Here is a 12,418-nt window from a genome sequence, read left to right as displayed (position 1 = left end):
GAATTTTTTGTAAACTCTGCTCCACAACTATTGACTTTTCTTAGCTGGACTTTACTGTTTTGATTGCTGCGCTTCAATGCGCTGTGAACATCGAATATATGTTTCGTCAAATCGAATTATATCTACTATTCAAATTGGAAGTTATCTATCCCGTTCTTCAACAATATGAATAATCTTGTTTTCACTTAAAATTTGATGCATGTACTCTTTAATAAATGTTGGCTTAATTTCATATTGCTCTATTTTTTCAATAGGTAACCATACTAATTTTTCGCCTTCGTCCGTTGTGCTTCGGCACAAATCCAAATCATCATTTGTAAATTTCATATAATAATAAAATTCAAGAACGTGACAATCAAAGCCGTCAATATTCCCACCAATGCCCTTAAAAAAATTCTCGCATACAACTACAAGACGTTCGGCATACATTTGAATACCTGTTTCCTCATATATTTCTCTTTCAATACACGATTTTGATGTTTCTCCTAAATTAACGGCACCGCCAATCATATAATAATAATCGCCAAAGTTATTCTTAACAAATAGCATTTTATTATTATATATTATGATTCCACCTGTACGGTATCTAAACCAACTATTTTCTTTTACAAATCCGCAGTCATATTTCATATCATTCTCCTGAATTCCAATTCACCGCACAAATTCACTCCATCTCCCTTTCCATCCCATCAAAAATCTTCCGAACCTGCTCCTTCTTCTCCATGAGCTGGTCAAACTGTCGGATGTACTCATAGGGGAACTTATAATTATGCAGCCGTGTAATTCTTCCGCAAGGCTCTACAATTTTCGTAGACGCACCGCAACCGGCGCCGAAAATGGACTGTGTTTCATCCATGATTAGGATATTGTACAGAGATTCCTTCCCCGGCAGGGCATAGCCCACATTTTCCTGGTTGTCAATGGTGTTCTTCTGCCGGTACATGTAATAGGGCGCATAGCCTTCCGCCGGCAGACGTTCCATGCTCTCCTGTACCATCTGCTGTACCGGATTGTGCACCTGGGATGCACCTTCCGCAAAGAGATTCGCCGCACGTTTTAGCGTCAGAGCATGTACCGTAATGCTGTCTGGGTGCAATGCAAAGATTTGTTCCAGTGTATCGTGGAATCCCTCCGGTGTATCCCCCGGAAGTCCGGCGATCAGATCCATGTTGATATTGTCAAAGCCGGCCTCCCTCGCTAGACGAAATGCCTCAATCGTCTGCTCCGTGGTATGTTTTCGCCCGATGTTCTCCAGCACAGTATCCTGCATCGTCTGGGGATTCACGGAAATACGGGAAATATCATATTGCCGCAGCACTGCCAGCTTTTCCGCCGTAATGGTATCCGGCCGGCCTGCTTCCACGCAGTATTCCCGGAGTTGAGACAAGTCAAAGTTCTTCTGTACCGCCGAAAGCACCTGCTCCAGCTGTTCTGCCGTCAGCGAAGTAGGCGTTCCGCCGCCGAAATAGACGGTATCAATGGTCAGCCCCAGTTCCCGAACCATGTCACCCCAGATGGCAAGCTCTTCGCAGAGCTTGTCCAGATAATCGGGTATCAGTTTGTATGCCTGTTCCACGGAATGGGACACAAAGGAGCAATAGCTGCACCGAGTTGGACAAAAAGGAATAGATACGTAGAGACTCACCGCATTTTTCGGCGTTTCCAGCAAAAGGGGCTGTTGTACCACAGCGGTGTTGTAGGTCAGCTCTGCCTTTTCTGGTGCGATCCAATATTGCTCCCGGAGTGTTTCGCATACTTGCTCTTTGGATAGCCCTTGTTCCAGCAAAGGCTGTACTTTTTTTACCGGACGAATGCCCGTGAGCAAGCCCCATGCCGGATGCAGATCAGTCAGCTGCTCCAGGATGCGGAACAGCATGGCGCTGAAACGGTATTCGCACAAGGCTTTCTCTTGTACTGGATCGCATTTCGGGAATATCTGCGTTTCGTCCAAGGTCGTTCCGTGATATGTCACCTGCACGAAAAAACGTGTCTGTTCTTCGTCCGGCTGTTCCAGGGTTAGGATGGCCCCGTCTGTCTCCCCTTCCGGCAGGAATGCCATATCGTAGAAAAAGGCAAACTTCGTTACCGGAAGAAAGATCTTACAAATGCATTCAATTTCATATTTCAGTGTATGTCCGCAGAGCGCAATAGGAAAAGGCTTCGGCGCAGCGGTCTGATTGTTCGTCATCATTCAAAGTCCTCGCATAGTTGGATTGTGTGCTTTTTCAAAGGAGAGCGTGGATTCCTCATTGTGCCCTGGCAGAACACGATAGTCCGACTTCAGCTGTTTCAGACGACGGAAAGATTCCAGCATCTGGGCATCGCTGCCGCCCGGGAAATCCGTTCTGCCTCTGGAAAGCCGAAACAGCGTGTCCCCTGTCAATAGGATATCTTCACACTGCCAGCAAATACTCCCAGGTGTGTGCCCCGGCGTGTGCAGTACAGTGAAAGCGGTATCTCCAAAAGTCAGGCTATCCCCATCCTCCACCGTTTGCCATTCCTGGACAGGCTGAAAGGGCGTATCGGACAGCCAGTCTCCCAGATTGGCTGCGCTGTCCGTCAGCATAGGCGCATCCTGACTATGGATATACACCGGGATCTGATATTTTTTCCGCACCTGTTCTATTCCGGCAATGTGGTCATAATGTCCGTGGGTCAGTAAAATGGCACATGGAGTCAGCTGATGCAGTTCCAGATGGCGCAGCAGCACTGGTGCACCCTCGCCGATGTCCACGAGAACACAGCTATTTTCTCCGGTTTCTACAATATAACAGTTGGAAGCCAGTGCTCCCAGAACAAGTTTTGTCACTTGCATTTCTTTCCCCTCACTTTTTTGCACGTTCCACGGAAATGACACCACGTATCTTCCGCAGCTTATCCATAATGGACTGCAATTGGTCTGCTCCAGCAACCTGTACGCTGGCCTCAAAGATAGCGTTGCCATTGCGCAGATTCCGGGAAGAAGAATGGACGATCTGGATGTGGGATTCTGAGAGAATCTTTGTAATATCGAACACCAGTCCCACACGGTCTACAGCGATAACCTCGATGCTAGTGGGAATCAGGGTGGAAGTATTATTCGTCCACTGAACCGGCAGCCAGCGAGCCATTTCCTCCGGGTCATTCCGCTTCAGCGCTGCCTGATAGTTGACACAGCCTACTGTGTGCACCGAGATGCCGTGTCCCCGGGTAATAAATCCCACGATATCATCTCCCGGCAGTGGATTGCAGCACTGGGCAAACTTAAAGACACAGTCGATCTTATCCAGGACAATACATCCCTTTCCAGCAGGTGTCTCCTGAGTCACAACTGGTGCAACAGGATTTTCATTTTCCTCTTCTGTGCCGTGAGTCTTGACGTAAATGTCTTTCAGGCGAGGCATGATTTTGGACAGGGTAATGCCGCCGTAGCCGATGGATGCATAAAAATCATCCAGTGTGGCGCAGTTATGCCGTTTCAAGTCGTCCGCCAGAAATTCTTCCCATTCCGATTCCGGAAGATGGATGTGACAACGCTTGAATTCCTGTTCCAGATTCGCCTTACCGGTGACGATATTCTCCTCACGGCATTCCTTTTTGAACCAGGAACGAATCTTTGACTTGGCTTCGTTTGTCTTGACAATGCCCAGCCACGCACGGTTCGGACCCTTGTTGGGGTCTTTGCTGGTGAGCACCTCACAGATCTGTCCTGTTTGCAGCGGATAATCCAGAGGAACCATTTTGCCGTCCACTTTACCGCCAATGGTCTTGTGCCCGATCTCTGTATGAATTCGGTAAGCAAAATCAATGACCGTGGAACCTACGGGCAGAGAGATGGAATCTCCCCGTGGTGTCATAACGACAATATCTTCTGGGGACAGATCATTTTTGATGGCACGGACAATCTCTTCCACATCATCAGAAGTCTGCTGCGCTTCGATGACTTTCCGCACCCATGCCAGCCGTTCCTCCATCTTGTCTTTCCCCTGAATACCCTCTTTGTATTTCCAGTGGGCAGCAATACCGTACTCTGCGGAAACATGCATATCCCAGGTGCGAATCTGAATCTCAAAGGGAATACTCTCCCTGCCAAGTACGGTCGTGTGCAGAGACTGGTACATATTGGACTTCGGGGTGGAGATATAGTCTTTAAACCGGTTCGGCAGCGGACGGAACATATCATGAACGATACCCAACACCATGTAGCATTCTGCTACAGTGGATACAATGACACGCACGGCATATTTGTCATAGATCTCGTCCATGCTCTTGTGGTTCACATAGACCTTTTTATAAATGCCGTAAATGCTTTTGACACGACCAGAGAGAATCGGCTCTTTGGCGAAATGCTCTTGTGCCAGACGATTCCGGATCTTTGCCTGGATAGACTCAATGAACGCTTCCCGTTCGTCCTTTTTGATCTCCATAATATGCTCAATCTCGGAATAGGCGTAAGAATCCAGGTAATAGAACGCCAGATCCTCCAGTTCGTCCTTGACCGTACGAATGCCCAAACGGTGAGCAATGGGCGCATAGACGTTCATGGTCTCCAGAGCAATTCGTCGCTGCTTTTCAGGCGGCAGAAATTTCAGCGTTCGCATGTTGTGAATACGGTCAGCCAGCTTGATGATCATGACACGGATATCATGGGACATAGCAAGCAGAATTTTTCGGACATTCTCTGCCTGCTGCTGCTCCTTGTCAAAAATGGGAATCCGGTTGAGCTTTGTGACGCCGTCCACTAACATTGCCACATCCTGCCCGAATTTTTTTCGGATATCGTTCAAGGTGTAATCCGTATCCTCTACGACATCATGGAGCAGTCCCACACAGATGGTATCCGTATCCATGCCCAAATCCAGTAGAATATCTGCCACTGCCAAAGGGTGGATGATATACGGCTCGCCGGAGGAACGTTTCTGTCCGGCATGAGCGTTCTCTGCCAATTGATATGCCGACAAGATCTTGCTGAGATCATATTGCTTGTCAGTTGCCAAAATTTTTTTTGCCAGATCCGAAATACTCACCTCATTCTGAGGCACACTTGGCCTATCCATCGATGAAGTGACCGTAGATCGGATTTCTCCTTTTGATTTTTCCTGTGTCATATTACATCCGCTCCTTCTCTTGTAATCCCTGCAACAGAACGGATGCCTGGAGATCCACTTTTTTCTGTACTCGGTTCCGGTGTACTTGTTCTGTCCATAGGTTCTGCTGTACTAATCCCAATTCTGAAAAAATGTCCAATGCCAGCCGCATTTTGCAGTAGTTCATCTGCGGAAGATCCTGCAATGTACAAAACAGCCCATCAAAGGACAAGTCTGTTTCCGGGATCCGCTGATAGATCTGCACCAGTACTTCCCGCGTGGGCGTGATCGCCTGATAGAATGCTGCCGACAGCGACTCATCCCGACAGAATCGCTCATATGTATTTCGTGCGGCAAAATATTTCGCCTGCTTGAGTCCGCTTTTCCGATAGTCCTTGACAATCAGCGTCAGCTGAGGTCTCCCCTGAAAGCTGCCGGCTTCGGCAGTTACCAGAAAATCACAGACAGTTCCCGGCTTCAAAGAAACCTCATCTGGCTTCACCCGGAACAGCAACAGATCCATAGCAGTTCCGCCGTAGGTAATACGCAGCTTCGAATGTACACCTTTGGAAAGAGGTACGATCTCATGGAGCACCGCATGGCAAAGGGCGAACACCGGCACAGGATTTCCCTCACCGAAAGGTGCCAGCAACGACAACCCGGCAATATTGTCAATTGTCATTTCATGGGGCAGCAAAAGTCGATCAGCTTCTAAGGTCATGACCGGCATCTCCGAAAATTCCGCAAGTGCATAGGCCTGGACAGCAGCACAAAATGCTTCTGTTTGACTGGATTCCATGGAAAATCCTCCTGCACCCGGATGACCGCCGTATCGTGTCAGCAGTTCTTTGCAGGCATCCAGACAGCGAAATGCCGAAAAGCTGCCGAAAGAACGCATGGAACCCCGGGCACGATCTCCCTCTATAGTAATGAGAATGGTGGGTTTTCCGAACTGTTCCTGCAATCGGGAGGCAGCAATGCCAATAACGCCATGATGCCAGTTCTCCCCGGCACAGACCAGCACACGCTGTTTCAGAAGCTCAGGATGTTCTGCCGTCTGTCCGGCGATCTCTTGAAGAATCTTGACTTCTTCCGCTTTACGTGCCTGATTCCGTTGTTCCAATTCATCTGCAAGGGCAGCGGCTTCTTCTGGATCTTCACTGAGCAGCAATTTTACAGCTGTATCCGGCGAGCCAAATCGTCCGGCAGCATTGATGCGTGGGGCAACACCGAAAGCAATAGAGGACGATGTGAAGGGCTTTCCGCTGAGACCGCTTTTATCCAGAAGCGCCAACAGTCCTGGACGTTCTGTATTTGCCAAAAGCTGCAGCCCCATCTGTACCAGATAACGATTTTCACCCGAAAGCTCCACTACATCGGCAATCGTGGCAATTGCCGCAAGCTCACCGAACTGTTCCATTGCCATGGTATCGTCTCCGTCCAGAGCAGCAATAAGTTTCAGCACAACCCCTGCACCGCACAGATTGTGATAAGGTGACGTATCATCAACACGGTGGGGATCCACAATCGCTGCCGCAGCAGGCAGTTTCTCCAGCGGCTGGTGGTGATCTGTAATGATCAGAGTCATGCCCAAGGAACAGATGAGTTCTGCTTCTTCCAGAGCAGTAATACCGTTGTCCACAGTGATGATCATCTTGACCCCGTCCTGATGCATTTCGTGTACGGCATCGGCGTTCAGCCCATAGCCCTCATCCCGTTCCGGGATACGATAGGTCACATTGGCACCCATTTCCAACAAATAAGAATAGAGCATGACCGTGGCAGTGACGCCGTCGCAGTCGTAGTCCCCATAGATACAGATCCGAGTGCCCTCTTCCAGCGCCTGATTGATACGATCCGCCGCTTCCTGCATGTCCGCAGTCAAAAAGGGATCTCCCAGTCGGTCACACTGCAAAAAGTCAGCCGCTTCCTGCACATTCTGCATTCCACGAGACGCCAGGACCTGTGCACAGAGCATGGATAAGTCACTGCCTAATTTGATATTTCTCGCCGCTTCCTCCGGCGGCTGATGAATGAGCCACTTTTTCATATCGTCCTCCTACCACCCAAGCAAGTAGAATGAACTACATAAATTGGGAATGATACTATTTATTATACCTGATAATTTGTCAAAATGCAATAGGACGTAGAAAAAAACGCAGATTTCTCTGCTTTCCCACGAGAGAAGCAGGCAATTTGCGCTATCGTCCCCATTCAAAGTCCCATATAATAGGAAAAACCTCAAAAATCCGACTCATTCAAACAAAATCTGCGGTTTTTTACGATAAAAAGCAGTTGACAAATCAGGTGGTTTTGTGTATACTAAAAACAGGTATAGAAGCAGTTTTTGTCAAAATAACATCATGCCTCAGTGCAAAAAGCTCTGCATCTATCCTCATTCTGACACAAAAGGAGCTATTTCTATGAGAACAGATACCAAAACCATCGTCGCAACAATCGCCTATCTCATCGGTGTACGAAAAAATCAATGGATCCTATCCTATATGGACAATTGCCCAGATCTGCTGAAAGAACTTGAAGAAAACCAGGACGCAAAAATACTGCGCTATCTCTGCAAACTGCGCACCATGCTTATGCGCCATTTCTCCAAAACTGACAATTTTCTGCGTTATGATCTGATCAATATCGACCGTATTGAATGGTTCGATACGGAAAATATCCGCCAGCTGGAACGTTGGGGCTTTCAGATCATTCTGACAAACAAGCGGGCATCGGATTATTCCCTGCACTTCAATCAACTTATAGGCGCCAATGTAGAAAAATGCCGGTCACTCTTTCCCGACTGGATCGCCTGGGAATATATTAAGGATTTATTTTTGATACCCAAGTATACAAAAGAAGCAAATCAAAAGTATGAATTTGAAAAATATATGGAGCATATCGATTGGTATCCCTATCAAATGTATCTCCATTGGAAACCGAAGGATTTGGGCAATATCCTTTATACAGACGGAAAATTCCTGGAAATGCTATATGAAATGAATGGTGATTACTTCGGGGATTCCAGCAAGTATAAAGGTGTTGTTAATGATGTTAAAGACAATATTTACGATTTTATTGAGAAAAGTTATAAAACTGTATTGGTGGTAGACTGTGAAAATTCCGATGTCTATAAATTATATGGTGCACTCAAAAGTTTGAACCAAACAGAAATTCAAAAAATACATAAAATCATTTTGTATGATGATGACCATACCACAAATGGATGGGATTATTTGGATAAATTTGTCAGCATTCCGGTGGAGCATATTGAGGTAGAACGTGTCACTGATCGGAAGTCTTTGGTGGATATTCGGGTGACTGCTGGGATTTGTCGGGAATTTTACCGAGATGATGTCTCTTCCTTCATTTTACTTTCCAGCGATTCTGATTATTGGGGATTAATTTCTTCGCTGCCTGAGGCGGAATTTTTAGTTATGATTGAATATGCCAAATGTGGCAATGCCATCAAAGATGCGCTAGAGGAACATGGGATTTTCTACTGTTCCCTAGATGATTTTTGTTCCGGTTATATCGATGAACTAAAAAGAGCAGTGTTGATCAACGAACTTCGAAATTGCCTTCCTCATATTCTAGAATGTAATGGAAAGGAACTGGCACACACTTTATTTGAACAAGCAAGGATCGAAGCAGATGAAAAAGAAATTATGAATTTCTATGAGAAGTACATTAAAACACTGAAATTAAAAGTAGATGCCGACGGAAATTTTTCTATTGATCTCAGTTAAAAAATATGAAAGCATAAAAACGGCTCGTATCAGTTTGATACGAGCCGTTTTTGTTATATTATTGCATTTATCGCATTTTTCTCATGCGGTTCGCTTTTTTTCCACAGTTAGAATCAAAAGACGGGTTACAGCAGTAGAAATTCTTTGCGTCCAGATCATCCTGAACATGGCGAAGGGCTTCGCCGAAACGCTGAAAGTGTACGATCTCACGCTGTCGCAGAAACTTGATAGGATCTCGCACATCCGGGTCATCGCACAACCGCAGGATGTTGTCATAGGTGCTACGCGCTTTCTGTTCTGCCGCCAGATCTTCAGTCAGATCGGTGATGGGGTCGCCTTTGGACTGAAAATATGCCGCTGTGAACGGTGCACCCGAGGCCCCCTGGGGATAGATTCCCAAAGTATGATCCACAAAGTACGTGTCAAATCCAGCTTCCTTGATTTGTTCCGGCGTGAGGCTCTGCGTCAGCTGATACAGGATGGCGGATATCATTTCGACATGAGCCAATTCTTCTGTGGCAATATCCGTCAGAACCCCTTTCACTTTATCCTGCCGCATGACATATCGTTGGCTCATATAACGTAGGGAGGCGGCAAGTTCGCCATCAGGTCCGCCAAGCTGATCAATAATATACTTTGCTGTTCTGGCGTTAGGGGTTTTGATTTTTACAGGATATTGAAGTTTCTTCTCATAAACCCACATTCAATTCGCCTCCTTTTCCCAAGGCCAGGGGCCTTTCACCCAGTCCCACGAATCATTTCCCTCTGCCTGCATAGGCTGGATCGGTCCGAACTGCCGCACATAAGAAGAAACAGCTTTTTGCCGCATGGACTGATAATTCTTCCACATACGCAAGGCTTCTGGGGAATGCGGATGTGTATCCAGGTATAATTGAAGTTCATACAAGACAAAGTCATACTTTCGAATCATGGAAAGCAGCTTCTGCTTCTCATGCACAAGAACCACCTCCGCGATATGGGAAATCTAATGCAGGAAAAATTGTCCCTACTGGAAACGCCATGTCAGCATCATAGGGTTCCTCCCATTGCTGGAACGGCACATATGCCATGCCTGGCGGTGTCTGTTCGGGAAACGGTGAAAGTTCCGTGTACGTCTGGGGTTCCCTGGGCATTGCAGCCATCGTCTGTTCTGCCGGTTGATAATCTCGCAGCATATTCCGCTGCATCCCGGACATTTGCTGTATGCGTTCGTATTGATTCTGCAAAAATTCTCGCTCCTTTCTGCACATTTTTATAATATGTGCATTCCATCCTATGCAAGATGGGCAGAATTGGTGCATTTCCCAAATCGCAGAATATTTTCGGCAAATAGAAAGCCCCGCTGATTTTCAAACCAGCGAGGCATACTTTTACGATTTATTTGTAAATTTTTTCTCCGTTGTCATCAGTCAATGCCCTATCCGGTTCATCCGACAGAAGACCCGAAAGAGCGACTTTGGCTTTTGATCAATCTCCAAAAGAAATTCCCAGATTTCTTGCCGTCAATACCAGCTGATCATCCGGTGTGACAAATTTTGTTTTTCCGGCAATATCATCCAATTTGTTCGCAGTGATCCTGCTGTCTACTTTAGCCACTGACATGCCGTAATGTTCTTCCTTAATCAGACCAGCTGCATAGACACCGAACTGGGTTGCCAAAATACGATCATAGGCGCTGGGACTGCCGCCGCGGAGCATATGACCCGGTACGCAGACACGTGCCTCCAGACCAGTATTCTGTTGGATCTGCGCCGCAATGCGGTTAGTAGCCGTGGTCATACCTGCCTCTGCACGCTGTCTTGCACGTTCTTTCTTCTTCAGCTTTGCCTCATCCTTATCGAAACAGCCCTCTGCAACGGCGATAATGGAGAAATTCTTGCCGCTTTCGCTGCGTTTCAGGACAGACTTACATACCTCATCAATATCATAGGGGATCTCCGGGATCAAAATGATATCAGCACCTCCGGCAATACCGGCATTCAGGGTCAGCCATCCTGCCTTATTCCCCATGATCTCACAAAGCAGGATTCGGGAATGGCTGTTTGCCGTGGTATGCAAACGATCCAGGGCATCTGTGGCAATGTCCACAGCAGTGTGGAATCCGAAGGTAACATCCGTGCCGAAAATGTCATTATCAATGGTTTTCGGCAAACCAATCACGTGCAAGCCCTCGTCTGCCAGAAGCTTTGAGGTTTTATGTGTGCCGTTTCCACCCAGGGTCAGCAAGCAGTCCAGCTTCTGCTCCTGATAGGTCTTTTTCATGTTTTTCACTTTATCTACATTGTCATCGCCGATGACCTTCATCATCTTAAAGGGTTGACGCTTTGTGCCGAGGATCGTGCCACCCCGAGTCAGGATACCAGAAAAATCATCCGGTTTCATTTCCTTGCAAATATTGTGGATAAGACCGTAATAGCCGTCAGAAATGCCTACGATTTCCACATTTTCTGTGCCCAGCATTTCATAACATGCCTTTGCCACGCCACGAATGGTAGCATTCAATCCCGGACAGTCACCGCCGCTGGTTAAAATTCCGATTCTCCGTTTCATTACACAGTCCTCCGATCATATGATTTGGATGCAGAACACATAGCTGCTTTCTTATACTAATCTCTCAAACTCCAATCGATAAACTTGCGGCATAAATTCCACCAATCGCCGTCGAATATCCTCGGACGAAAGCCCATCTTGCGGTATTCTCCTAAACTAACAAAATTTCTGCTCGCAATTTTATCTATTTCCATTTAAAAGATTCGTATTAACTCCCCTGAAAATGATTACAAACATTATACCATTTTTCGGGCACAATGTCAACCAATTTATTTTCCGTCCAGCTTATCTTTCAGAAAAGTCAGGCAATCCCCTGCACTGCCGTGGGTAAAGCCCTGACGATCCACCAGCATAGTAAGATCCTGCCGGGAAAAATAGAGAACGATCCAGCGCCGATCACTGCGGATCCAGGAAAGATCTGAATAATCCAGGCGAAATTTTTCCATGGAAGAAGTAGACATCATGCGCACGCCGTCCGGCAGAAAGGTATACTGATTCACTGCTTGTAGATCTATACGGCCTCTTGTGCGGCGGATGTGCTCCTTGATCTGCCTCTGGGGATAGTACCAGAGCCAGGCTGCCGCTGCCAACAGCACCAGAAACAGGATGTCCAGAAAACCAATGGTAATCAGAGAACCACCCTTGATACGGATGAGCAGCAAAAAATATACCAACCGCTGGACAAAGGGCACTGCCAAAGCAATGCTGACTGCCCGGCAGACGATCCGCTGTTGGCGGCGTTTCATCCGCAGGATCGCCATATAGCCTTCTTCTGTGATACGTGTTGTATTTTCAAAATAGTCCATAGTCTCCCTCGTTTCTGCTTACTTTTGTATATTATAGCATAATGGTGTATATTTGTAAAGTGTGCAGTATTGCCCTAATGATTTTGGACTGCAAAGTGATAACAGAATCTGAAACATGATATTACAGCTGGTGGTCTTTGGACGTATTTTTGTTGCCGTTTGTATTACTCTTCTTTATCATCGAAGAAGTGATTGTAAAGAGCCTTGCAAAAGATAAGGCTTACGGCATCGGCACAAACGGTGAAAT

General features: G+C 46.7%; 11 protein-coding genes. 1 reads left to right on the top strand and 10 read right to left on the bottom strand.

The annotated features are described in order from the left end of the window. Positions 1 to 141: 141 nt before the first annotated feature. The 5 genes from QZ375_RS12155 to recJ are packed head-to-tail and all read right to left on the bottom strand — an operon-like array spanning position 142 to position 7,116. Entirely contained in the window at positions 142 to 630 is a 489-nt protein-coding gene (locus QZ375_RS12155) for an NUDIX domain-containing protein (RefSeq protein WP_295219524.1), read from the bottom strand. Positions 631 to 664: 34 nt separating this feature from the next. Next, complete coding sequence (gene hemZ / locus QZ375_RS12150) at positions 665 to 2,191, bottom strand: coproporphyrinogen dehydrogenase HemZ (RefSeq protein WP_295219523.1); 1,527 nt, start codon at positions 2,189 to 2,191, stop codon at positions 665 to 667. Beyond that, positions 2,192 to 2,815: an MBL fold metallo-hydrolase gene (locus QZ375_RS12145; protein ID WP_295219522.1), complete on the bottom strand. Its 624-nt coding sequence runs from the start codon at positions 2,813 to 2,815 to the stop codon at positions 2,192 to 2,194. Between the two features lie 10 nt (positions 2,816 to 2,825). Beyond that, on the bottom strand, positions 2,826 to 5,036 hold the full coding sequence (locus QZ375_RS12140) for a bifunctional (p)ppGpp synthetase/guanosine-3',5'-bis(diphosphate) 3'-pyrophosphohydrolase (RefSeq protein WP_295219525.1): 2,211 nt from the start codon (positions 5,034 to 5,036) through the stop codon (positions 2,826 to 2,828). A gap of 52 nt (positions 5,037 to 5,088) precedes the next feature. Then, the gene (recJ, locus tag QZ375_RS12135) at positions 5,089 to 7,116 is read right to left on the bottom strand and encodes a single-stranded-DNA-specific exonuclease RecJ (protein ID WP_295219521.1); all 2,028 of its coding nucleotides are present in this window, start codon (positions 7,114 to 7,116) and stop codon (positions 5,089 to 5,091) included. A gap of 373 nt (positions 7,117 to 7,489) precedes the next feature. Here recJ and QZ375_RS12130 point away from each other — a divergent pair, with 373 nt between their 5' ends. Further along, entirely contained in the window at positions 7,490 to 8,815 is a 1,326-nt protein-coding gene (locus tag QZ375_RS12130) for an NYN domain-containing protein (RefSeq protein ID WP_295219520.1), read from the top strand. Between the two features lie 67 nt (positions 8,816 to 8,882). Here the strand turns inward: QZ375_RS12130 and QZ375_RS12125 are convergent, their stop codons facing one another. The 5 genes from QZ375_RS12125 to QZ375_RS12105 form a co-directional block, all read right to left on the bottom strand. Continuing rightward, positions 8,883 to 9,518, bottom strand: coding sequence for a manganese catalase family protein (locus QZ375_RS12125; RefSeq protein ID WP_295219519.1), 636 nt, complete (start codon positions 9,516 to 9,518; stop codon positions 8,883 to 8,885). Then, complete coding sequence (locus tag QZ375_RS12120) at positions 9,519 to 9,773, bottom strand: spore coat protein CotJB (protein WP_295219518.1); 255 nt, start codon at positions 9,771 to 9,773, stop codon at positions 9,519 to 9,521. Further along, on the bottom strand, positions 9,766 to 10,041 hold the full coding sequence (locus QZ375_RS12115; protein WP_295219517.1) for a spore coat associated protein CotJA: 276 nt from the start codon (positions 10,039 to 10,041) through the stop codon (positions 9,766 to 9,768). The genes QZ375_RS12120 and QZ375_RS12115 overlap by 8 nt, the downstream gene beginning before the upstream one ends. A gap of 241 nt (positions 10,042 to 10,282) precedes the next feature. Beyond that, on the bottom strand, positions 10,283 to 11,365 hold the full coding sequence (locus QZ375_RS12110) for an ATP-dependent 6-phosphofructokinase (RefSeq protein ID WP_295219516.1): 1,083 nt from the start codon (positions 11,363 to 11,365) through the stop codon (positions 10,283 to 10,285). A 269-nt stretch (positions 11,366 to 11,634) separates the two neighbouring features. Further along, positions 11,635 to 12,171, bottom strand: a complete 537-nt coding sequence (locus tag QZ375_RS12105) for a hypothetical protein (RefSeq protein WP_295219515.1) — start codon at positions 12,169 to 12,171, stop codon at positions 11,635 to 11,637. Positions 12,172 to 12,418 lie beyond the last annotated feature (247 nt).

It is taken from the genome of Ruminococcus sp., from assembly GCF_019417665.1.
GTDB lineage: Bacteria > Bacillota > Clostridia > Oscillospirales > Ruminococcaceae > Ruminococcus_C.
The sequence above is the reverse complement of the archived record's forward strand: the minus strand, read 5'-3'. Positions and strand labels throughout refer to the sequence as shown.

Excerpts from the sequence above, each read along its gene's own strand:
- QZ375_RS12155 (WP_295219524.1), bottom strand. The coding sequence starts at position 630 with ATGAAATATGACTGCGGATTTGTAAAAGAAAATAGTTGGTTTAGATAC.
- hemZ (WP_295219523.1), bottom strand. The coding sequence starts at position 2,191 with ATGATGACGAACAATCAGACCGCTGCGCCGAAGCCTTTTCCTATTGCG.
- QZ375_RS12145 (WP_295219522.1), bottom strand. The coding sequence starts at position 2,815 with ATGCAAGTGACAAAACTTGTTCTGGGAGCACTGGCTTCCAACTGTTAT.
- QZ375_RS12140 (WP_295219525.1), bottom strand. The coding sequence starts at position 5,036 with ATGGATAGGCCAAGTGTGCCTCAGAATGAGGTGAGTATTTCGGATCTG.
- recJ (WP_295219521.1), bottom strand. The coding sequence starts at position 7,116 with ATGAAAAAGTGGCTCATTCATCAGCCGCCGGAGGAAGCGGCGAGAAAT.
- QZ375_RS12130 (WP_295219520.1), top strand. The coding sequence starts at position 7,490 with ATGAGAACAGATACCAAAACCATCGTCGCAACAATCGCCTATCTCATC.
- QZ375_RS12125 (WP_295219519.1), bottom strand. The coding sequence starts at position 9,518 with ATGTGGGTTTATGAGAAGAAACTTCAATATCCTGTAAAAATCAAAACC.
- QZ375_RS12110 (WP_295219516.1), bottom strand. The coding sequence starts at position 11,365 with ATGAAACGGAGAATCGGAATTTTAACCAGCGGCGGTGACTGTCCGGGA.
- QZ375_RS12105 (WP_295219515.1), bottom strand. The coding sequence starts at position 12,171 with ATGGACTATTTTGAAAATACAACACGTATCACAGAAGAAGGCTATATG.